Below are 23585 nucleotides of genomic sequence, written 5' to 3'. Positions count from 1 at the left end.
AAGAATCCCCTGTCCATGACTGTTAATTTGCAACAACTGTATAAGTTAATACCACATTATACTGTTCCTTTGGGGCTTGAACCAACAATACGTTTGGTTCAATTTCGTATTTAAAGTCAAATCCTTGACTTAAAGTCGGTACTCCACCTGTGTAAACAACTTGATCTACGGTTGTTGGGACAACAGCGGTACTAAATGAAGTTGTTCCATTTAGGGCTGTCGATACTTTCAAAATACTAAGTGGAAGGGTGCTTGAAGAGGTAGTGGATGTGAATGTAGGCGTTTGGGCTTTTACGTTGATATTGTAATTCCTGGTAGCCAACACACGCAATTGATCTGCAACCACTTGCGTTTGGGTTTGGCGATATTTTGCCTCCGTATCAAAAAGGAAAGCAACATTATTGGAACCGGTGGCTGTACCACCATCTCCTGTACCACCCCCACTCAAAACATCTCGTAACTCCACATTGACCGTTACATCTCTACTTTGTCCATAAACAACTTGAACCATGCTAACACACAACAGTGTAGCAAACATTAAAACTGATTTTTTTAACATAATCATTAATAAATTAAACAGACTGCTAATTTAAGCATACTGTCTTATTAGTTAATTATTTTTTCTATACATAAAGATGTGTTTTTCCATATTAAAATTGTTGTATCCTAATCCGTCGTTCAGAATTGATGACCTGAAAATTCAAACTAACCTCTTTTCCTTCCTGAATACTAAAGTGCTTCCCGTTTTCCACCACTTCCATAAACCCTTGTTTAGGAATGACCTCCACCCTATAGTTTCCCTCGGGTAAAAAAACGATAAAACGGCCTTCAGCATTCGTTCGAGCTTGAAAAAAACCGCCATTTTCGCCGCGGATAAGGACCTGATAATCGGAAAAATCCGAAACCTGTTGCTGGTAGGCCTTTAATTCCTGAAAAATCGCCCCTCTGACCAGGGCCATCTTGACCAAGGGAATGTCAAAAGATTGATTCCTACTCAGGCTAAACTGCTTGATGGCATCATTCGAGAGCATCCAACCATTATGGCTTTGTAAATTATAAGAATAGGTTTCTCCCTTTAACACCTTAAACTTTACTTTTCCATTCTTATCCGTCTGCGCCATCAATCCTTTCATTCCCACGAGCACTCCCGACGCTGCGGATTCACCATCATCACGTTTGCCATTTCCATTGCTGTCATGGAAAAATTGTAACAATAGGTTGGCCTCATTTCGTTGGCTATTGAACTTAACATCCTTCCTAAGGCCTAATCGGATCTGTCGGGTAGACAACAGCGTAGGATCTCTTTTATTATATACAATCGGTTCCGGATCGATTCCCGTTTCCGGGTTATACATCATCATTCGCTGCACCTTGTTTATCCCAAAATAGAAATCTCCCCTTAACTGTAATCCAGGTTTTACCTCATATTCAAACTGTCCGTTCCAAACATAGTTGCTGTTCCGGCTATCACCATGATAATAGTACATCAAGGAACTGGAAACTTGTAAGGTATTATGCAAGAAACTTTTGGAATATTTGGGTTCTACGGTTAACACATGGTACTTCCCAAATTTCATATTGCTTAACCCATCGGACAAAAAATAGGGGTTATATTGGTAGAACATCGTCAGGCTGAAGGCTCTTAAATTGACTTGTGAATTCACCCTAATGGAATAGAACCGCTCTATTCTGGATTGACCAATGTGCTGTTCGGAAAACCCCTGATCCAAACTTATATTCATGCCTTTCCCTCTTCCGAAATAACTCCATGAATTTCGAAGCCTCCAGGATTGGGATTCATTATGTTCGATTTCCGCAGCTGCATCATACCGATCCATCTCCTGCCTCATATAATAAGGGCTAAAACCTACAGACCAATCCCTGGATAATTTTTGTTGGACACCAACGCTGGCATTCATCTGGGAGATCTGTAACAGATCTTTTAGCACAGCCGCATATTCCATCCCGTTGGATTTTATCCGGTTCCGGTTAAAGGTCCATCCCAACGTATAACTCCGGATCTTATGTGGTTTATGATCAAACAAAATCTCCGATTGTAATACCCCCCTACGGTTTCCGGTAAAATTTGGATGGGAATAATAGTGCAAACTTTGCCAGCCAAATCGTTCTCCTTGAAATCCATAGCGTATCCCACCAGCATATCCCAGTTCATAAATCTGATCCTGATCAAGCGTCAATCTATTTAAACTTACACCGCTTTCCAATTGCATTTTATGAAACCCCGACTGAAAAACCTGTTGTTCTACATTCATCATGGCACCTTTGGAGTAAAGGTCGGGTCTGCTATTGAATACCGCTAAAAATCGGCTGGTTTCCTTCGAAAGTGGACCTTTCAGGTATTCCAAGGCTATATTATAACCCACAGGCCTACGCCCCATTTCATTTCCAAGGATAACCAGGTCATTATCCATGAAAATGCCGTGTATCCGTTGATCCTTCCAGCGATAGGTTCCTTTAATTCCCTTTCCGTTCAGATTATAATTCAAATTTTCATTCAACGAACCCGCATAAATTCCCCAGCTCTTGTTGGTGAATTGCAAATAACTGTTGAACAATTGGTAAGTGGATTGATTGAGGTAATAATTGTATTGCAGCGAATAATCCAATTTCTTGTGGCCTGGAAAATAAAGTTCTGATCTGGAATTCAGTTGTAGACTATTGATGAAATTACTGCCCAAATAATTTATTTCATTGTTACTTACGCTGAAATTTCCAGCACTTGCATATTGATCAATTAAATTTACCTTACTGCCTAAACTTAAAAACCGCAGGGTATAGCGCAAAGGTCTTTCCCTAGGGTCCAACTCCAATTCCAAAGAGCTGTAAAAATCGATTGATTTCCCCTCAAAACTGGGATGCTTAAGAGGAATTACAATTTCTTTCTTCTCATTACCTCCCAAGTGATGAGCTTCTGCATGCGCTAAAAGCTCAAAGCCTTTAGGCAGGTTCTTGACCTTCACTTTAAAATCAACGGGCAACAAACCTGGGTTGGAAACCAAAATGCTTAAGTAGGTCTTTTCCATTCCGGGAAGCAGATAGAATTCGGATTTTTCTAATTGCACAGACAGCCCTTTTTTATGGGTTATATGGGCCTTGAAACCGATAACTATCTTTTTTGGAGAGGCGCTTTTTTTCCTAACAACAACATCAAAATAGAAATGTTGATCTTGCTGATGGATCAGGGACTTGGATGCTAAAAATTTTATGGGGAGATGTAAGGTTCCATGGGGCGCAATCTGGAGCTCATCAGGAATTTTCAATAGAGCCATCGGCAAAAATTCTCCAGCTATTTCTAAATAAAGGGTATCCGATCTCAGATTCTCAATGATCAATGAATTCAAAAAGGTCATCCCATCTTGAATTTCCAAACTATCTTTTTCAAAATGAATATTCAAATCCTTATCCTGACCAAAACATAGGTATGGAAATAAATAGAGAAAAATAAGGAATAGTATCCCTACGGTAGAAGAATCTCGCATGTCGAATTTAATTAAATCCTATTTGCTAGAGAATATGTACTTTATAGAGCAATTCGCCCCGGCTTTGAATATGGAGTTTTCGATAGATCTTCTTCACATAATCCCTAACAGTATTGATGGACATGTGGTTCTGTTGTGCAATTTGTTTGTAGCTTGATCCTTCAACCAAACCATTTACTACAAGGATTTCTCTCTCGGTCAGTTCATTTAATAGTTTCCATTTACGTTGGTAGGTTTTAAATAAATGGGTAGCCAGGACCGGACTGATAAATGACTCACCTTCTAAAAGAGAGGCCATGGCAAATAATAATTCGGCCTCCTGTACTCCCTTTTTTAAAAAACCCTTAGCTCCATATTCCATACATTTACGCATGGAATCCATCTGATGTTCATCGGTATAGATCAAAATATGACAGGAGTTTTCCAAAGCAGCCATGGCAAATAACCTCTCGATTTGTTCCAATCCCAAATCGATGTCAAGGATGCAAATATCCATAGCATTTAAGGAAAGGGACGGTAATAGCCTATCTACGGTTGTCTCTCTTAAATTGTAAACCAGAAAATTGGTCAACTCATATCCCAACATAATGTCTTCCAAGCGTTGCCCATCTGTTTCCTCGAATACGAACAAACCGATTTTAATACTTCTCTGCTCCAAGATCATAACAGCAATAATTCGCTTTTCCGGTTAATTTTGAATAACTAAATAGAAAGGAATTGTCAATAATGGTACAATATTCAAAAATAGTAAAAGCAAAGGTAATTATATTTTCTTAATATTATATATTTTATTTTAAATATAATTAATTGGAGACTCTATAAACCAGTTCGTTAAACAACTATTTCATTAGTAAAAAATGAGTTCAAATCATAAAACAGTAAAGTTGAATCCGTAGTGAAACTATAATGAAAGCATACTGAAAGTATATAAAATGTATGTTGGGCATACTTTTTACATACTATAACCTTGCTTCAAGCATACTTAGGCACTGTTTTAATCCTAAATCAAACATATTTTGAATAGCAAACATAGAAACCATGGCAAGAAAAAGAATAATAAATGTAAAGAAAATTAATTAAGGATGTACAATATACGACTAATGTGATTGGAGTATAATATATAATTTTATGCTACATACAACTCATTATGCATCAACAGTTTACAGAAATCATTTCTTTAATACAACAGTCTCGAAACAAAGCGATTAAAGCGGTAAATGTCGAATTGATCAATTTGTATTGGAACATTGGAGCTTACATAAAACAAAAACTTTCTGTTGCGGAATGGGGAGATAAAACGGTTGATGAATTAGCCCAATTCATTCAAAAGAACAATCCTGAGCTAAAGGGGTTCAATCGCAGAGGGCTATATAGAATGATTCAGTTTTATGAAACTTATCAGCATGTTGAATTTGTCGCCTCAGTGAAGCGACAATTTCAACATGCTGATAATCAATACGATAAATTTGTGCCCCCACTGGGGACACAAATTACTTTCGAATTTCAGGACATTAGAAAAACCATTTTGACTCAACTAAGTTGGACACATCATCGAACAATTTTTTCTCGTTGTAAATCCGAAGAAGAAAGAGAGTTTTATCTCCGGTTAACCATCCAGGAAAAATATAGCATACGAGAATTGGAACGTCAAATTAATAGCGCTGTTTTTGAGCGAACAATAATTAGCACGGCTAAACTGCCCGAAACTTTTAAAGAAATAAATGCAGGTATTACTAATGCATTCAAAGACAGTTATATTTTTGATTTCTTAAACCTTCCTGAACCATTTAACGAGAGCGATTTAAAAAAAGGCTTAATACATCAAATGAAAAACTTTATTCTAGAATTAGGTAAAGATTTTTTATTTATTGCTGAAGAGCATACGCTTCAAGTTGGGAATAGTGATTTCTATGTCGATTTATTGTTTTATCACCGAGGTTTGCAGTGTTTAATAGCTTTTGAACTTAAAGCCCATAAATTCAAGCCAGAGCATTTAGGAAAGCTCAATTTCTATCTCGAAGCTTTGGATCGGGACATGAAAAAACCCAACGAAAACCCAAGTATTGGTATATTGCTTTGTAAAGACAAAGATAGTGAAGTAGTAAAATATGCTTTGAACCGCAGCCTTTCACCAACAATGGTCGCTGAATATCAAATGCAACTACCTGATAAAAGGTTGCTCCAACAAAAACTACACGATTTGTTTGAAAATGAAAATTCTCCGATTTAAACCAAAAAAAAAGGTTCCCATGTTACCATAGAAACCTTAGTAGTAGCGGGGACCAGACTCGAACTGATGACCTTCGGGTTATGAGCCCGACGAGCTACCAACTGCTCCACCCCGCAATGTATTTTAAATGTCTTTGGGTTAAACCTCGCGTTTAACCCTTTTAGTAGCGGGAACCAGACTCGAACTGATGACCTTCGGGTTATGAGCCCGACGAGCTACCAACTGCTCCATCCCGCATTATATTTTTAAAATCTTGCTCCCTATATCTATAAAAGCAGATTATATTACTTCCGAATTGGAGCACAAAGATATTATTTGTTTCTTTGTATTCCAAATAAATAATTAAAAATAATGTCACATAAAGCAGGGTTCGTAAGTATCATTGGTAAGCCAAACGCAGGTAAGTCTACGCTAATGAACGCTTTAGTAGGTGAAAAGATGTCAATCATCACTCCTAAAGTACAAACAACAAGACACCGAATTATCGGAATTGTCAATGATGAAGACCACCAAATCGTGTTTTCCGACACACCTGGGGTCATCAAACCCAACTATTCCCTGCAGGAATCCATGATGAATTTCGTGATGGGATCCATAATTGATGCGGATATTCTTCTTTTTGTTACAGACATCAACGAAAAATACGACGAAAACGATGTTCTTGAAAAACTGAGAACCACCAAATCACCGGTTGCCGTCATCATCAACAAGATTGATAAATCCTCCGAGGAAGAAGTGAAAGCTAAAATTGAGTTCTGGAAAAACAAGATCAATCCAGACGCCATCTTCCCAATTTCCGCCCTACTGGGTTACAATGTGGAATCGGTGATGCAATATATCAAAGATAAATTGCCTGAACATCCTGCTTATTATGCAAAGGACGAGTTAACGGACAAGAACATGCGTTTCTTTGTGTCTGAGATCATCCGCGAAAAAGTATTCAAACTGTACGAAAAAGAAATCCCATACAGTACGGAAATCATTATAACGGCCTTTAAAGAAGAAGGCAACCTGACTAGGATTGCTGCCGAAATCATTGTGGAAAGAGATTCCCAAAAGAACATCATTATTGGAAAAGCAGGCGCCATGATCAAAAAAGTGGGCACCTATGCCAGACAGGATATCGAAGAATTTATTGGCGGAAAAGTCTTCTTGGAACTGTTCGTAAAGGTTATCCCCGATTGGAGAAGTAAAAAGAATTACCTGAAAAGATTCGGATACGACGATTAAGAGTCGGTCAAGGGAGCTTCTAAATCACTAAGTTTCTTTCTTGGTTTTTTAGGGGCTGCCTCATGCCCTGCCAACTTATTCCAGATATTTCTGGACTCCTTGGTCAACAAAGGAGAGATAATGGACAGGATCAATACATACACCACTACAAAAGATTGGATTACCGGCAGCAACTTACCAGCCTTACCGATGTTCGCCATAATAATGGAGAACTCTCCCCTGGCCGATAAGGTAAAACCGATATCGACAGAATTTTTCGCTTTCAGGTTGGAGAACCTACTAGCGAAATAACCAGACGCCACATTACAAACAACAGTAATACCTGCGGCGAAACATGCCCATCCTACTGCTCCTCCAAGGGAGTACATATCAATGGATAATCCGAAACTAAAGAAGAACATCGCACCAAAGAAATCTTTGAACGGTAGCACCATGTTCTCAATCTTCTTTAGGTATTTGGAATCCGCGAATACCAAGCCTGCCATTAAGGCTCCAATAGCCTCTGCCACATGGATGGTTTCGGAAAAACCTGCGATACAGAACAACAAACTGAAGATGACCAAAATGAATAATTCGGATGATTTATCCTGCAATAACCGATCGATGAAGGGAACTAATTTCCTTCCTAAAATAAGGAAAGAGAGGATAAATCCCAATGCTAACAAAGAGGTTCCTGCAACCGTCCAGAAGGAACCACTCCCGGTAAGGATCAATCCGGAGAGGAAAGAGATATGCATGGCAATGAACAGGTCATCAAACATGATCATACCCATGATCACCTCTGTTTCCGGGTTGGCGGTTCGTTTCAGATCGGTCAAGACCTTGGCTACGATCGCCGTGGATGAACTTGTCATGATCCCACAAAGCACCATCATCTCTTTAAAAGGCAGATGCATCATCCATCCCACCAATAGGCCGGAGAAAAAGTTCAACAATACATAGATCGTTCCTCCTGCTACGATGGATTTACCGGACTTGATGAGCCTTCCAACGGAAAATTCCAGCCCTAGATAGAACAGCAGGAATAACACTCCCAAGCGCCCCATGAAATCAATGAAAGGTTTACTCTCGGTAAAGGTCAAAAACTTCCAAGTGGATTGCACCGCATGGGTAAAACCCTCATGGTTGACCTTTGCCAATAAATCACCTACAAAATCAGGGTAATTTTCATTTCCCAGCACCATGCCGATCACAATAAAAAAAGGAATTACTGAAAACCGAAGTCTATTGGCCAAAAGACCTACTAACGCAACTAATAAAACAGCGATTCCTATTTCTATAATAATGGTATTGTGCATAGAATTAAATTACAGTAAGATTTCTTTTAATAATTTGATGTTTTTTTGCTTTCCAGCAATAACCAGTGTGGTACCTGGAGTGATTACATAATCTGGTCCTGGATTAATAATGGTTTCTTCTTCCCGGATGGCCGCGATGATAGAAGCCCCCGTACGCTGGCGAACCTCCAATTGTCCGATGCTTTTGTTCACACCATCGTTGCTTGGTTCTACCTTATACCATTCGATCCTTAAATCATCTAAGGCTACTTCTATCGTTTCTAATGCTTTTGGTTTATAGGATAAACCGCCAAGAATGCCGGCAACTTGTCTAGACTCCTCGTCAGAAAGGGTCATGACACAATGGGTTTCGTTATCTTCATCTTCGTGCCGGTATAATTCCCGACGACCATCATCATGGATAACGACAACCATGTTGTCTCCAGCCTCCGTCTCAATCTGGTATTTTTTGCCAATACCAATTAGGTCACTTTCTCTAACTATCGACATGATTAAACGTTATATTTTAAATAAAAATTAAATAATTTAAACAAACCTTGTTTATAAATATAATAATTTTTCGTGATTATTCGGCTGTAACAATCTTATAGGTCCCATCCGGTTTCTGCTCAGGCTTCCCTACGCTGATGTTCTTAGAATGATAGAACAGGTAAATCCAACCTGCTGGTGCACCTTCTGCCCAATATTGTGCGCGAAGATCCCTCGCCCTGCGACCATCATAATCGTATTTGGCAATGAAGCTGCGGAAGATCTCTTCCGGTTCCGGCAACTCATCACCACCGAAAAAGTAATTCTTACCATCCGCCAACACATGGAATACCTGATGGTATTTGCTATGCCCACTGGAAAGTTCATAGCTGATCTCTGGTGTCAATTGCCCATCGCCATTCACAAAAAGAATGTTTCCACTGCGTTGTAAGACATCGAAGACCTCCGTCTTGTAGGATGAGGACTCGGTACTGTAAGCATATTCCCACTCTTGCTCCTGGATCACATACTCCGCATTGGGAAATGCAAGGCGTTTTACGCCATCTTTAATATCCACCATGCCACCAGCATGATCCTTATGCAGATGCGACATCAATACATACCGCACATCGTTTGGCGAGAAGCCTAATTTTTTAATATTTTCATGGATGATCAATTCATCCTTTTCGTTTCTCAATCCTAAACCCGTATCCAATACGATCAGACCATCGGAAGTTTCGATAAGAAAAGGATGTACATGTACGAACAATGAACCCGGCCTGTCTTTCGGATCATCTTTTTTGGGATCAAATGGAATAAATTTTTTACTGGAATCGACAGAATAAGAACCCTCAAATAATGAATATGCTTTCGCCATTTATATATGTTTGTAGGTAAGTAGCGCTAGAAAATGTATATTTACACGTTATTTAGAGGCAAAGATATGCAAAAAAGGTGGGTCCTGAAACCAAAAAAGAATACAGATAAAACCGATAAGCTCCAACAGGAGCTTGGCATAAACCCCATCATAGCAGAACTCTTAATCAACAGAAACGTAGAGACTTTCGATCAGGCCAAAGAATTCTTCCGCCCTTCCCTTTCGCTCCTTCTTGACCCCTTCCTGATGAAGGATATGGACAAGGCTATAGAACGCATTGAAAGAGCTATCGGGAATAAGGAAAAGATATTGATCTATGGCGATTATGACGTGGATGGAACCACGGCCGTTTCGGTGGTGTACAGTTTCTTCCGGAATTTTAACTCTGGTATGGAATATTATATACCAGACCGTTATAGTGAAGGCTACGGTATTTCTACCCAAGGGATCGATTATGCCGAAGCCAATGGTTTCAGCTTGATCATCGCCCTGGACTGTGGTATCAAGGCAAACGACAAGATTGATTATGCCAATAGTAAGGGCATTGATTTTATCATCGGGGACCACCATTTACCAGGTGATCAACTGCCGAATGCATTTGCCGTATTAGATCCTAAGCGGTCGGATTGCCCCTATCCCTATAAGGAATTATCCGGTTGTGGGATTGGTTTTAAGATCGTACAGGCGTTTATCCTCCAGAATAATATGGATATGGAACTTGCCTACCAATACCTGGATCTCGTAGCGGTAAGTATTGCTTCAGATATCGTTCCGATCACAGGCGAAAACCGTCTCTTAACCCATTTTGGACTTAAAAAACTAAACAGCAACCCCTCTTTTGGGTTAAAAGCCTTAATTGATCTCTCCAGCAACAAAACCGGAACCTTCTCGGTGAACGATATTGTTTTCCAGATCGGACCTCGGATCAATGCTGCAGGACGGATCGACCACGCGAAGGATGCCGTTCAATTATTGATCTCCAAATCCTTGAAAGAAGCGAAGGAATTTTCACTCAATATTGATGATCAGAACAATGCCCGTAAGGAGTTTGATTTAAATATAACTGAGGAAGCATTACGACTATTGAACGACAATACCGTCCTTCAACAGCGCAAGACCACCGTGCTGTATAAAGAAGATTGGCATAAGGGCGTGATTGGTATAGTAGCATCCAGATTAACGGAGAAATATTACCGACCGACCATTATCCTAACCCGAACAAATGGACATATCGCGGGATCCGCACGTTCCGTAGTTGGATTCGACCTTTATGAAGCCTTGAGCGAGTGTGCTGATCTATTGGATCAATTTGGAGGACATAAATATGCCGCTGGATTGACCATGCCGACTGAAAATGTTACCCTGTTTCAGGAACGCTTCGAACAGGTGGTTTCCAGAACCATTAAACCAGAAATGCTACAACAAGAAGTTTTAATTGAAAAAGAAATCAATTTTAACGATATTGATACGAAGTTTTTTAGATTGCTGCGCCAGTTTGAGCCTTATGGCCCACAGAATGAAGCACCAATCTTTTTGACGAAGCAGGTTACTTTTGCCTATCCCGCCTACATTGTAGGGGGGATACATTTGAAATTTTCTGTCAAACAATCCGATTCCGTCACATACGATTGTATCGGTTTTGGCCTTGGCGAATTTGTGGATCAGATCAATTCCGGACAGCCATTCGACATCTGTTACTCGATCGAAGAAAATAATTGGCGCGGGAAGAAGAATTTGCAATTAAATGTAAAGGCAATAAAATTTTAAAAATATCTTTGCAGATAAAGGAATAACACATGATTCTTAGAGCAGAACATCTCATCAAAAAATACAAACAACGTACTGTTGTTAATGATGTTTCCTTCCACGTAGAACAAGGGGAGATTGTCGGTTTATTAGGCCCCAATGGAGCCGGTAAAACCACTTCTTTCTATATGATCGTGGGATTGATCAAGCCCAATGATGGGCATGTGTACTTAGATGATCTTGAAATCACACAAGATGCGATGTACAAACGTGCGCAACGCGGTATTGGTTATTTGGCTCAAGAAGCTTCCGTTTTCCGTAAGTTATCTGTGGAGAACAACATTATGGCGGTACTGGAGATCCATTACCCCAACAAAGCTGAACGCAAGGAAAAACTGGAAGAATTACTTACCGAATTCAGTTTGCACCGGGTTCGTAAGAACCGGGGCGATCTACTATCGGGTGGTGAAAGACGCCGGACGGAAATTGCTCGCGCTTTGGCCGCCAATCCGAGCTTTATTCTATTGGATGAGCCTTTTGCAGGGGTCGACCCGATCGCTGTGGAAGAGATCCAAACCATCGTTGCAAAATTAAAGACCAGAAACATCGGTATCCTTATTACTGACCATAACGTACAGGAAACCCTTTCCATTACGGACAGGGCATATCTCCTTACCGAAGGAAAGATCATGTTAACTGGAACACCCGAAGAAATCGCGAACAATGAACTTGCACGTAAATTTTACTTGGGTAGACATTTTGAATTGAGAAGAAAAAAATTCTAAATTTAGCTTTCGGCAATACACTATGGCTTTACTGAACTCACTTTTTACCTGGATCATGAAAAAACGCATTCATCAGATTGAGTTATTCATGAAATATCCACATGATGTACAGGATGAGTGGTTCCAAAGTTTGATATCTGCCGCAGAAGCTACAGAATGGGGTAAAAAATACGGCTATAATAGCATTTTTACGCCAGATGAATACAAAAGAAGGGTACCGATCCAGGATTATGATGACATAAAAGGTTATGTAGACCGGATGATCAAAGGCGAACAGAACATCCTTTGGCCATCAGATATCAAATGGTTCGCAAAAAGCTCTGGCACTACTTCTGACCGCAGTAAATTTATTCCTGTAAGTATTGAGGCATTAGAAGAATGCCATTACCAAGGCGGAAAGGACATGCTTTCCATTTACTGCCATAATAAGCCAGAGAATAAAGTCTTCACTGGAAAATCCGTCGTCATTGGTGGATCCTCCCAAATCAACAATTTCAGCCCTGATTCCTATTATGGGGACTTATCCTCAATATTGATTCGAAATCTTCCCTTTTGGGCAGAGTTCAAAAGGACACCAACGCTTGAGGTGACCCTAAATCCGAACTTTGAGGAAAAGATTGCTCAGATTGCGGAGATCACCATCAAGGAAAATGTTACTTCATTAGCGGGTGTTCCGACCTGGAACATTGTCATGGCGAACCGCATCCTAGAACTTACCGGGAAAGACAACCTCTTGGAGGTATGGCCAAACCTGGAATTCTATGGACATGGAGGCGTCAGTTTCAAGCCTTATAAGGAACAGTTCAAACGATTGATCCCTTCGGATAGCATGTATTACCTGGAGAACTACAATGCTTCGGAAGGATATTTTGGAATCCAAGACCAGTCGGACTCCGACGACCTCTTATTGATGTTGGATTATGGAATCTATTATGAATTCCTTCCCATGGAGAATATCCACGAAGAGAATCCTAAAACTCTGGGTTTACACGAAGTAGAAATCGGGAAGAATTATGCCCTCATTATTTCTACCAATGCTGGTCTTTGGAGATATAAGATTGGTGATACAATTAAATTCACTTCGACCACACCTTATCGATTTCAGATTTCAGGAAGAACCAAACAGTACATCAATACTTTTGGAGAAGAAGTGATCGTGGATAATGCGGAACATGCCTTAGCAGCCGCTTGTTTGGCCACCGATGCGAACATCAAAGATTATACAGCAGGGCCAGTTTATTTTAGGCAAGGGGAAGCTGGAGCACATGAGTGGGTCATCGAATTTGAAAAAGACCCAATAGACTTCGAAAGATTCTGTGATATTTTGGATAATACCCTTCGCGAGATAAATTCCGACTATGACGCTAAACGTCACAAGAATATGGCCTTGAATAAGCCGATCATACATCATGCTCCTCAAGAAACCTTCTACAAATGGATGAAAAGTAGGGGTAAATTAGGTGGACAAAATAAAGTCCCAAGATTAGCGAATAGTAGAGAATATCTTGATCCCCTGCTCGAATTAATGAAAAATAGTTAGTGAATGGTGGGTCGCTTGACCACCAATGATAGCCTATTATTAAGGACGAATCGCTGTTTTATATAGAAACACAAAAAAACCCAAGATGAATTTCCAACCACCTACTTCTTTTGTTTCGTAATTATTAAAATTTGTCAATTTCCTTTCCATAACCTGTTGTTTGTTAACAAAATATTGTTAGTTGCCGGTCGATAATCCAAATATTATACCGAACTGAATTTTCTCGGATTTTTCGGGTATTAATACTTAACAGTATAGCAAAGAGTATACAGTGCTGAATAGGAAAACATACAATGTATGGATTTTAATAATTTTGCCTAACTTGCAGAACGAAAACAATCAATTAAGATATGAGCGCGACAGAACAAATTTCATTTCGCGTAGAGCCAGTAACACAATCAAGACTCTCGCAGGTAGACTTTAACAATTTAAAATTCGGACAGATCATGTCTGATCACATGCTCGTAGCTAGCTACGACAATGGCAAATGGGAAGATGTAAGCATTGTGCCTTATGGAGACCTTTCTGTAAGCCCTTCCATGTCTGCACTGCACTATGGTCAAGCTATTTTTGAAGGTATCAAAGGATATAAGTTTGAAGATGGTACGGTTAGTATTTTCCGTCCGGATAAAAACTGGGAAAGATTCAATAAATCTGCTGCACGTTTGCAGATGCCAGAGGTGCCGGAAGAGATCTTCATGGATGGGTTAAAAAAATTATTGGATGTAGATAGAGATTGGGTTCCAGCAGTAGGTGGAACTTCCCTTTATATTCGACCTTTTATGTTTGCGACTGAAGCTGCATTGGGCGTACATCCATCAAAATCATACAAATTCATTATTATCACTTGTCCGGTAGGGGCTTATTACAGCAAACCGATCAGTTTAAAAGTGGAAACGCATTATACACGTGCTGCTGAAGGTGGTGTTGGTTTCTCTAAAAATGCTGGGAATTATGCGTTATCGTTATATCCTACGCAATTAGCGAACGATGAAGGCTATGACCAGATCATGTGGACGGATGCGCTTGAGCATAAGTACATTGAAGAAGCTGGTACAGCGAATTTAATTTTCCGGATTGGAGATACGATTATTACGCCTCATGGGGATACGATTCTTCATGGTGTGACGCGTAGGACGATTATGGAATTGGCTGAAAAATGGGGTTATAAGGCAGAGCAACGTAAGGTTTCTGTTCAGGAGCTGATCGATGGGATAAAAGAGGGTAAAGTTACGGAAGCTTTTGCGGCAGGTACTGCTGCGACTATTACGCATATTGATCGTATTGGATATGAAGGTGAGGATTATAGTCTTCCTCCGGTTGAAGGAAGAGAATTTTCAAATAAGGTATTGAATTATTTGAATGATTTAAGATATGGGAGGATCGAAGATCCATTTGGCTGGAATTTTATAGTGAAGTAGGGATAATGGTGGATTAAGATAAATTCACGTCATTGCGAGGAACTTTATCGTCATTGCGAGGAACGAAGCAATCTTTACACTTTGTCATCCTGAGCATCGTCGAAGGATCTGTACGGTTACTAACGAACAGATGCTTCGACTACGCTCAGCATGACATAAGGTAAGATTGCTTCGTCGTACCTCCTCGCAATGACGTTTGAGTGAAAACATCCAACCTATTCCAAGGCACAACGTATTCCAACCCCTAATCTATTCCAAAGTCCAAATCATTTCATCGGTCAACACATTAGCAGCAGTAGCTTTACTACCAGCCACTTTACCACCAACAGCTTTACCACCTGCATTATTTTCCCCCTTCGCTACAATCCTATTTTCTCCTTTTTGAAGCTGAACCTGCTCTACCACCCAATGCTTATCGTTCTCCCCTTTCACTGCCTTATAATCTTTCCCATTAACCGAAACAACCACATTATTTAAATTCGAAAACACCTGAATCTTCGTACTTGCATTTGTTCTTTTATTATCTCTCCTATTCGCCAAATAAATCATCGGCTCTGGATTCCAATTTGCCTTATACCAATAGAAAGAATCTTTTTTACGCTTGCGATCAAATGTAATCAGCCCTTTTAAGTTTCTTGCATTCACACCACCCCTATTCCAGGCAGGAACCGCAAATTCGAACATGTTCCAAACATAGGAAGCCAAAATAATTGGATTCTGTTCTATCGCAGCCCATTGCTTAATATGGGTCTCCGTTTGATAATTCTCTGGAAAAGACTTCCCCGAAACCACATCCTTAGGTTGTTCCAACAACTCTTGGCCAATATCTATATTTCCATCTGCCCCATATTCCGATAAAATAACCTTATAATCCGGGAAATTCTGCTGAACCTTTTCTGCCCATGGTTTCAGATCTTCAATCTTACCACCATACCATCCGAAATAATGATTTATCCCCTGAACATCTGTACTCAGATTTTCCTGACGATCAACTACATTATAACCCGTAACTGCTACAGTATAACGATCTGGATCCAATGTCTTTGCGATATCATTCAATTCCCTTGACAACACCGGAACTTGTTCATCCGCAGTTTTAGAATATACTTCATTATGTACTCCCCAGATATAAATGGAAGGATGGTTGAAATTCTGTTTCACCAATTCATGCATCTGCTGCTTTGCATTATCATTCTCATAATACGACACCCTGTTCACAAAAGGAATCTCTGCCCAAGTAAGAAAACCTACAGTATCAGCCAAAGCATATACCTCCGGAGATTGCTGATAATGTGCCAAACGGAGCGTAGTAACCCCCATTTCCTTCATAAATTCGAAATCCTCCTTATGCTGTTCAAAACTTAATGCACTTCCAAATCCTTCCCGGTCCTGATGTCTACATACACCAAACATTGGATATTGCTTGCCATTTAAGAACACACCTTTACCCGCGATCAATTCTACCTTACGAACCCCCAACGGTTGTTTTACCGCATCCATCTCTTTCCCTTTCACCATTAATTTCGCGGTCAAGGAATAGAGGTATGGATCCCTAACGCCGTCCCACAATCTTGGCGATTTCATCTTGATATCCTGGGTTACATAGGTTACACCTTGTGGACTTATCTTAACCGCCTGTTTTTCCGTTTGCACCACCTTGCCTTCAAAATCCCGGATTTCAACAAGCAATTCTCCCGATTGGGTATGCTTTTCTTTGGTTTCCAATTTTACCTCCACCGAAACATCAGCACTCTTGGAAGATACATTTTTCTGACGGATATAAATACCGGCAGAAGCTTGGTCCGTAACTACAAATCCTGTTTTATTCGTTTGGATCAAATGCACCGGCCTGTAAATACCGCCATATACCGGAAATAAAAATTGGTTGATCGGAATAATATCACGTCTCGATTTATTGTCCGTAACAACAACCACAGTATTCTCCTTTTCATAATCCACCGAATTGGTGATCTCAAAAACGAACATTCCATATCCGCCCTTATGTTCTCCAATATAATTTCCATTGATGAATAGTTGAGCGACTGCCCCTACTCCTTCAAATTTCAGAAAGCTCCTTTTTTCCTTATCCGCAGCTGTCATCTGGAATTTCTTTTGATAAACAGCTTTGCCTTCAAAGAAATTCCGATCTTTTTGCATATCTTCCCTATTATAGGTATGAGGCAACTGAATATCCTCCCAAACTTCTAATTTGGTCCATTGACTTTGGCTTTCAAAATACTTAGTGCCATTATCAAAATCCGTAAAAAATGTGCTGTTGTTCGCTTTATAGAATTGCCAATTATCATTAAATGGTTTATCAACTCTTGATTGCGCATGAACGGACGAAAGGCCTAAAACCATCGAAAGCGTCAAATAAGGTAGTTTCTTGAAAATCATGATATGGGGTATTATAATTTGAGCGACAATATAAGAATTCTCTTCTTCTGAAATTGCTGTCAATCGATTGCGCAAATTGTAAACTTTGCCAACTCCCGTAAAATGAAATGAAATTTACCTGAAATCCGGTATTTTTTAAGGTTTTTCTTCTTCATACCTTTGAAACAGAAGTTCTATTCAATTGAAACTTACTATTAATAAAACGAATCTTATGAAAAAACGATCCATCTTGACAAGCCTTGTCCTTTTATGCAGCATCTGCTTCTTCCAAATTTCCTGTTCTAAAGACAGTAATGATGATACCTCCTATAATCAAGAATTAAAAGATTACACTCCTGGAGAGATCCCTGGCCTTGGGCAAAAAGAGGGAGAATTGACCGGGATAAAATACACCCTACCTGAAGGTATTAGCCAAGAAGGTGAGATCACAGGCTTTTCAGGGTACTATGGTAACTTCTCCAAGGTAAATACCGAAACACAGCAAGGGTTCAAAGCGTCTATTTCCAAAAAAAGAGCTGCGCTAAAAGCTGATTTAGCTAATAATACCGCTGATTTTACAAGAGGAAGTGGGGAATACGTGAGGTTAGCCCTTAATTTGAAGAATAGCACTTCTTCTGAAAAAAGATTTGAAATACCGGCAGGATTGATCATTAAATCCAGGTCAGGACATTATCAGAATGGTGTTCTGTTGAAGAAAGTGACGATTACCATCCCAGCTAACAGCACGAAACTATTGGATCTACATATGTACTGTGGAAATGCATCAAAATCAAGTTCATCAAGTTCTGAACAATATGACTTTGCGGTGGTTACCAATTCGAGAATCATTCATGACCTGATCAACAAGTTAAAGAATAAAAAAATTAACATTGAACAATACAACGTACAGGAAGATTACAGCAGCGATTATTGGGATATTGTTGATGAATTGCAGGATATTCTATGGAAGCTAACCGATTCTTCTCAAGGTTTATCAGAGAGTGAATTGAAATACCTGGAAGAGCTGCCAAACGATTAAATCACATCTATTACATACACAAATGAATGCCCCTTGAAAGAGGGGCTATTTTTTTGGCAATTTTTCTGATAGAAATTCCAGGACGGCCTGCGGATCGTTGGGCTCGAACCAATGGGTTTGGCCATATTTCTTGAACCAGGTTATCTGTCGTTTTGCGTAACGCCTAGAGTTCTGTTTGATTCGGTCTATTGCTTCTTCCAAAGAGATTAGACCATCCAGGTAATCGAATAGTTCTGCATAACCAACCGTCAATAGCGCTGGCTTATTTTTATAGGAGGAAAGGGATTGTACCTCCGCTAAAAGACCTTGTTCCATCATGATGTCTACCCGACGATTGATTCGTTCGTATAACACCGCTCTATCCGTATTCAAACCAATACTGATGACATCGAATGGTCTTTTCATAGTCTCATTTTTCAAAAAATGAGAAATAGGTTTCCCTGAAGCTTCAAAAACTTCCAATGCACGGATTACACGCTGCGGATTTTCGATATCAGCCTTGGCATAGTAAGTGGGATCAACCTCCTTTAATCTTGCTTGGAGGGGTTGCAAACCATGTTCCCTAAAGGATTGGTTCAAAGATTCACGGACTTCTTCCGGTGCTTTAGGTAAATCATCCAGTCCTTCTGTCAGCGCACGAACAAATAAACCAGATCCTCCCACAGCGATCACTACATCTGTAGTTTTGAATAATTCTTCCAAGCATTGAAGTGCTTCCCGTTCATAGTCACCCGCCGTATAATCAGTGGCAATAGAATGGGAATCGATAAAGTAATGTTTTGCTTCGGCAAGTTCCTCTTTTGTCGGTTTGGCTGTCCCAATACTCATTTCTTGATAGAATTGCCGGGAATCAGCCGATATAATGGATGTTTTGAAATATTTTGCCAAGGCGATGCCCATAGCCGTCTTGCCAACAGCAGTAGGTCCAACAACAACAATCAATGTTTTCTGACTTGACATAATGGATATTTAAAAAAATAGATGATAGTTTGGCTATCATCTATTCCTATTCGAATCTAAAAAATCTTAATAATCTTCGTTTGATGAGCTTTTTTCTTCGCCCTCTCCTTCTTCCCCTTCTTCGTCATCGAACATATCATAATCATCCTCCTCATCTACACCGTACTCTTCGCCAACTTCTTCAACATAATCATCGTCCTCATCCTCATCGCCTGTAACAGGGAAATTAGCCGCAGAAACCACTTTTGGTGCTTCACCCACTTTTTTGAATACCGCAGGATATTCCTTCCCATCCTCTTCTTTAAGGATCTTGATCAGCTCTACATGAAAGTCGTATGGACGATCAAAATTATATACGTAGTAAAATTTCTGATGTGGATCATCGATGAATTTACTAAGTCGAACATCTTCTACCAATAATACACCTGCACTCTTCTTCCTTTGATTAGGTTGAAATGCGATTTCAGTGCCTTTTTTCCATTGGTCATTACTTACATAAAAAGAAGAAGATTTGTCCTGATCGTAACCCGTTGATTTATGGATCGTTTCATGCAGTTCTAAAAAAGTTGCTTTAGAAGGCATGTCAACCTCTCTGTACACATCCTCATAGTCTTCAAAGGTTACCCTAAATCTGTAAATTGCCATTTTATATTTCGTTAATAATGCGATATTTCGAGCATTAAAGTTACATATTTTTTAAAAAAATTAAACTTGACCAACCACTTCAAGGCCTAAGTTTTTACCTTTCTCCAACATAAATTGTAGTGCTTCCTTCCTTGCATTTGGAATTTCGCCTTCCAAGATAGCTTCACGGATAGCGTTTTTAATAATACCTACATGCCTTCCAGGGCCTATACCAAACATTTTCATGATATCATCACCATCAATTGGCGGCTGCCAATTTCGTATCTGATCCCTTTCCTCCACATCTTTCAACTTCTGTTTGACCAAGTCGAAATTCTCGCGGTATTTCTTTTTCTTGAAATCATTCTTGGTCGTTACATCCGCATGGCATAACATCATCAAGGCATCAATATCATCTCCCGCTTCGAACAATAGTCTTCTAACTGCAGAATCTGTTACGATATCCTTTGCAAGCACAATAGGACGAAGATGCAAAGCCACTAGTTTCTGCACAAATTTCATCTTTTCATGGAGAGGCAACTTGAGCTCGGCAAATAGTTTCGGAACCATTTTAGCCCCTTTATCTTCATGGCCATGAAAGGTCCAACCTACCTTCTTATCAAATCTTTTGGTGGCCGGCTTGGCGATATCGTGCATGATTGCTGCCCATCTCAACCAGAGATCATCAGACATTTCCGCTACATTATCCAATACCTCCAAAGTATGATAGAAATTATCCTTATGTCCTTTTCCATCCACATAGTCTACACCATATAATTGATGCATCGCCGGAAATATCAACTCCAATAAGCCGGTATCAAACAAATACTTAAAACCGATGGATGGTTTCTTAGCAAGGATAATTTTATTCAGTTCATCGATTACCCGCTCTTTGGAGATGATCTTGATACGATCGGCATGTTCAGCAATAGCATTCAACGCTGCTGAATCAATTCGAAAGTTCAATTGGGTAGCGAAGCGGATGGCACGCATCATTCGCAAAGGATCGTCTGAAAAAGTTATTCCGGGTTCTAATGGGGTTTTTATCAGTTGGTTCTGGATATCAGCCACGCCATCAAAAGGATCGATCAACTCGCCATAATTCTCCTCATTCAAGGAGTAGGCCATTGCATTGATCGTAAAATCACGCCGATTCTGATCATCTTCCAATGTACCATCTTCCACAATAGGTTTTCTCGATTCCCGACGATAGGATTCTTTGCGAGCCCCCACAAATTCGACCTGTAAACCTTGAAAATTGAGCATGGCGGTTCCGAAGGATTTATACACCGCTACATTCGTATGCAGCTTCTCCCCTAGTTTGGTAGCAAAATCAATCCCACTTCCCAACACTAATATATCGATATCATCTTTTAATGGCCTGCCCATGATCCGATCACGAACATAGCCGCCAATTACGAAACAAGATACCTGTTCTTCCTTCGCCAAATCTCGGATAATGGAAAATATTGGATGACTTAAATTTTCACTCATAGCAACAAAGTGCAAAAGTAATGAAATTTATAGATAACAGGGACCTGCTACCTGACTAAAAAACGGATAGATTAGTCTCTATCCTTGCTCAAACGACGGAATGCTAATGGATTTTCTGCCAATACAGCCTGCTCCCGACGCCTATTCACAATATGAACGGCCTCAAAGATCGCGGAAAGGAAGGAAGTATGCGACGCTTGGTTCTTTCCAGCAATATCATAACCCGTTCCATGGTCCGGAGAGGTCCTTACTACCGGTAAGCCCGCAGTAAAGTTAATCCCGTTTCGAGAAGCAATATGCTTGAAAGGGATCAGACCTTGATCGTGGTACATCGCTAATACCGCATCAAATTTGGTATAGGCATCTGCAGCAAAAAAACCATCTGCAGGATATGGTCCGAAACAGAATATCCCTTCATCGAAGGCTTTTTTGATCGCTGGAGCGACGATGTCCTGGTCCTCTGTACCGATAAGTCCATCATCGCCAGCATGAGGGTTTAATCCCAATACGGCTATTTTTGGTTTCTGGATCCAGAAATCTACTTTCAGACTGGCATTCATCATGCGCAATTTGTGTAGGATGGATTCTTCGGTAATCGCTGCGGATACTTCTTTAACTGGAATATGGCCTGTTACCACCCCTACTCGAAGATCTTCACTGACCATGAACATCAAAACATCCTTAGCCCCGAAAAAGTCTTGAAGATATTCGGTATGCCCAGGAAAATTAAATCCTTCTTGTTGGATATTATGTTTGTTGATGGGTGCAGTAACCAATGCATCGATCACACCGGCTTTTAAGTCCTCTGCTGCTTTTTGTAGGGAAATGAATGCGTATTTTCCGCCTGTTTCGTTCTGTTCGCCCAAAGTTATCTTCACATCTTCTTGCCAACAATTGATCATATTAGGACGCTTCGGATTGGCATCTGATGCGGCATTGATCACGTTGAAACTGAAATCATTAACACCTATTGCTTTGCGATGAAAGGAAGCTACTTTGGTATTTCCGTATACAATTGGGGTAAAGAAATCCAAGATCCGAGGATCCATTAACGATTTGATAATTACCTCTAGTCCGATACCATTGATATCGCCGATTGAAATCCCAATTTTTAGCTTTTCACTCATCTTTTTTGCGCATTAGATAGTCAAAAATAGCAAAAAAAGATAAACAATCAGGTTATTTAAAAATAGTATCTTTGCATAATTTAAGCTTATGGGTTCAGTTCGTGCAAAGAAACATTTAGGCCAGCATTTTCTTAATGATAAAAATGCGGCACAACGTATAGTGGATGCTTTGACTCCTTCCTTAGGATTCAATCAGGTGTTGGAAGTAGGTCCTGGGATGGGTGTACTCTCCGATTTCCTCCTTCAGAACACTAACTACGAAACCTTTCTCATCGATGTAGATGATGAATCCATTGAATTTTTAGCTGATAAGTACCCCGAATTAGGAAATAGATTGATCCATGGAGACTTTCTTAACCTGGATTTTGGTCGATATTTTGGCGATAAAATGGCCGTGATCGGGAATTTTCCCTACAATATTTCCTCCCAGATTCTTTTCAAGATCTTAGAAGAAAGACAGCGCGTAGTTGAAATGGTGGGCATGTTCCAAAAGGAAGTTGCAGAACGTTGTGTGGCTAAGCCAGGGAACAAAGAGTACGGAATCTTATCCGTCTTTTTGCAGGCTTATTATGATGTTTCTTATCTATTCACGGTAAAAGCAGGTGCTTTTAATCCACCGCCAAAGGTTTTATCAGGTGTAATGCGCATGGTGAGGAATGATAAGGAATCTTTGGATTGTGATGAGAAATTATTTTGGCGTGTAGTGAAAGCTGGATTTAACCAAAGACGGAAAACCTTAAGAAATGCACTTTCGGGCGTTATCCCAAAAGAACAGATGAGTGATAATCCTCTTTACGAACTTCGAGCGGAACGATTGGATGTAAACGATTTTGTTCAATTGACCAATGAAATCGCTAAGAAACCCTAATC

Annotated in this window: 19 protein-coding genes and 2 tRNA genes; 8 read left to right on the top strand and 13 right to left on the bottom strand. The window is 40.0% G+C overall.

What is annotated here, in order from left to right; genetic code table 11:
- Nucleotides 1-22: 22 nt before the first annotated feature.
- The 3 genes from VJ786_RS05845 to VJ786_RS05835 form a co-directional block, all read right to left on the bottom strand.
- Nucleotides 23-511 carry a hypothetical protein gene (locus tag VJ786_RS05845; RefSeq protein ID WP_099365533.1) on the bottom strand — a complete coding sequence of 163 codons (489 nt, stop codon included), beginning with the start codon at nt 509-511 and terminating at the stop codon, nt 23-25.
- A gap of 139 nt (nt 512-650) precedes the next feature.
- Complete coding sequence (locus tag VJ786_RS05840) at nt 651-3500, bottom strand: hypothetical protein (RefSeq protein WP_336557439.1); 2850 nt, start codon at nt 3498-3500, stop codon at nt 651-653.
- Nucleotides 3501-3525: 25 nt separating this feature from the next.
- Nucleotides 3526-4164: a response regulator transcription factor gene (locus VJ786_RS05835; protein WP_336557438.1), complete on the bottom strand. Its 639-nt coding sequence runs from the start codon at nt 4162-4164 to the stop codon at nt 3526-3528.
- 483 nt (nt 4165-4647) lie between these two features.
- Between VJ786_RS05835 and VJ786_RS05830 the strand changes: the two genes are divergently transcribed.
- Nucleotides 4648-5730: a PDDEXK nuclease domain-containing protein gene (locus VJ786_RS05830; protein ID WP_336557437.1), complete on the top strand. Its 1083-nt coding sequence runs from the start codon at nt 4648-4650 to the stop codon at nt 5728-5730.
- 43 nt (nt 5731-5773) lie between these two features.
- Here the strand turns inward: VJ786_RS05830 and VJ786_RS05825 are convergent.
- A tRNA-Met gene (locus tag VJ786_RS05825) sits at nt 5774-5846 on the bottom strand.
- 48 nt (nt 5847-5894) lie between these two features.
- Nucleotides 5895-5967, bottom strand: a tRNA-Met gene (locus VJ786_RS05820).
- A gap of 114 nt (nt 5968-6081) precedes the next feature.
- Here VJ786_RS05820 and era point away from each other — a divergent pair.
- Nucleotides 6082-6960 (top strand): GTPase Era, encoded by an 879-nt coding sequence (era, locus tag VJ786_RS05815; RefSeq protein ID WP_336557436.1) that lies wholly within the window; start codon nt 6082-6084, stop codon nt 6958-6960.
- Here the strand turns inward: era and VJ786_RS05810 are convergent.
- The 3 genes from VJ786_RS05810 to VJ786_RS05800 all read right to left on the bottom strand — a co-directional run bounded on the left by VJ786_RS05810 (nt 6957) and on the right by VJ786_RS05800 (nt 9603).
- A complete protein-coding gene (locus VJ786_RS05810; RefSeq protein ID WP_336557435.1) occupies nt 6957-8258 on the bottom strand; it encodes a cation:proton antiporter in 1302 nt (433 codons plus the stop codon). The genes era and VJ786_RS05810 overlap by 4 nt on opposite strands.
- 9 nt (nt 8259-8267) lie before the next feature.
- Nucleotides 8268-8747, bottom strand: a complete 480-nt coding sequence (locus VJ786_RS05805; RefSeq protein ID WP_336557434.1) for a cation:proton antiporter regulatory subunit — start codon at nt 8745-8747, stop codon at nt 8268-8270.
- A gap of 76 nt (nt 8748-8823) precedes the next feature.
- Nucleotides 8824-9603, bottom strand: a complete 780-nt coding sequence (locus VJ786_RS05800) for an MBL fold metallo-hydrolase (RefSeq protein ID WP_099365526.1) — start codon at nt 9601-9603, stop codon at nt 8824-8826.
- A 66-nt stretch (nt 9604-9669) separates the two neighbouring features.
- Between VJ786_RS05800 and recJ the strand changes: the two genes are divergently transcribed.
- The 4 genes from recJ to VJ786_RS05780 all read left to right on the top strand — a co-directional run bounded on the left by recJ (nt 9670) and on the right by VJ786_RS05780 (nt 15095).
- A complete protein-coding gene (gene recJ, locus VJ786_RS05795) occupies nt 9670-11370 on the top strand; it encodes a single-stranded-DNA-specific exonuclease RecJ (RefSeq protein WP_336557433.1) in 1701 nt (566 codons plus the stop codon).
- Nucleotides 11371-11399: 29 nt separating this feature from the next.
- A complete protein-coding gene (gene lptB, locus VJ786_RS05790; RefSeq protein WP_099365524.1) occupies nt 11400-12134 on the top strand; it encodes an LPS export ABC transporter ATP-binding protein in 735 nt (244 codons plus the stop codon).
- Nucleotides 12135-12156: 22 nt separating this feature from the next.
- Nucleotides 12157-13674, top strand: coding sequence for a GH3 auxin-responsive promoter family protein (locus tag VJ786_RS05785; protein WP_099365523.1), 1518 nt, complete (start codon nt 12157-12159; stop codon nt 13672-13674).
- Nucleotides 13675-14024: 350 nt separating this feature from the next.
- Nucleotides 14025-15095 (top strand): branched-chain amino acid aminotransferase, encoded by a 1071-nt coding sequence (locus VJ786_RS05780; protein ID WP_336557432.1) that lies wholly within the window; start codon nt 14025-14027, stop codon nt 15093-15095.
- Between the two features lie 249 nt (nt 15096-15344).
- Here the strand turns inward: VJ786_RS05780 and VJ786_RS05775 are convergent, their stop codons facing one another.
- Entirely contained in the window at nt 15345-17492 is a 2148-nt protein-coding gene (locus VJ786_RS05775; protein ID WP_336557431.1) for a glycoside hydrolase family 2 protein, read from the bottom strand.
- 211 nt (nt 17493-17703) lie between these two features.
- Between VJ786_RS05775 and VJ786_RS05770 the strand changes: the two genes are divergently transcribed.
- Entirely contained in the window at nt 17704-18510 is an 807-nt protein-coding gene (locus VJ786_RS05770; protein WP_336557430.1) for a hypothetical protein, read from the top strand.
- Nucleotides 18511-18555: 45 nt separating this feature from the next.
- Here the strand turns inward: VJ786_RS05770 and miaA are convergent, their stop codons facing one another.
- The 4 genes from miaA to pdxA form a co-directional block, all read right to left on the bottom strand.
- Nucleotides 18556-19470, bottom strand: a complete 915-nt coding sequence (gene miaA / locus VJ786_RS05765; RefSeq protein WP_336557429.1) for a tRNA (adenosine(37)-N6)-dimethylallyltransferase MiaA — start codon at nt 19468-19470, stop codon at nt 18556-18558.
- Nucleotides 19471-19536: 66 nt separating this feature from the next.
- Entirely contained in the window at nt 19537-20115 is a 579-nt protein-coding gene (locus VJ786_RS05760) for an IS1096 element passenger TnpR family protein (RefSeq protein WP_336557428.1), read from the bottom strand.
- 60 nt (nt 20116-20175) lie between these two features.
- Nucleotides 20176-21588, bottom strand: coding sequence for a CCA tRNA nucleotidyltransferase (locus VJ786_RS05755; protein ID WP_336557427.1), 1413 nt, complete (start codon nt 21586-21588; stop codon nt 20176-20178).
- Between the two features lie 71 nt (nt 21589-21659).
- Entirely contained in the window at nt 21660-22715 is a 1056-nt protein-coding gene (gene pdxA, locus VJ786_RS05750) for a 4-hydroxythreonine-4-phosphate dehydrogenase PdxA (RefSeq protein ID WP_336557426.1), read from the bottom strand.
- An 88-nt stretch (nt 22716-22803) separates the two neighbouring features.
- Between pdxA and rsmA the strand changes: the two genes are divergently transcribed.
- Nucleotides 22804-23583 (top strand): 16S rRNA (adenine(1518)-N(6)/adenine(1519)-N(6))-dimethyltransferase RsmA, encoded by a 780-nt coding sequence (rsmA, locus tag VJ786_RS05745; RefSeq protein ID WP_336557425.1) that lies wholly within the window; start codon nt 22804-22806, stop codon nt 23581-23583.
- The last annotated feature ends 2 nt before the right edge of the window (nt 23584-23585 follow it).

Source organism: Sphingobacterium tenebrionis (genome assembly GCF_037126265.1).
Classification (GTDB): Bacteria; Bacteroidota; Bacteroidia; order Sphingobacteriales; family Sphingobacteriaceae; genus Sphingobacterium; species Sphingobacterium tenebrionis.
This window is presented reverse-complemented; position numbering and strand designations above follow the sequence as displayed.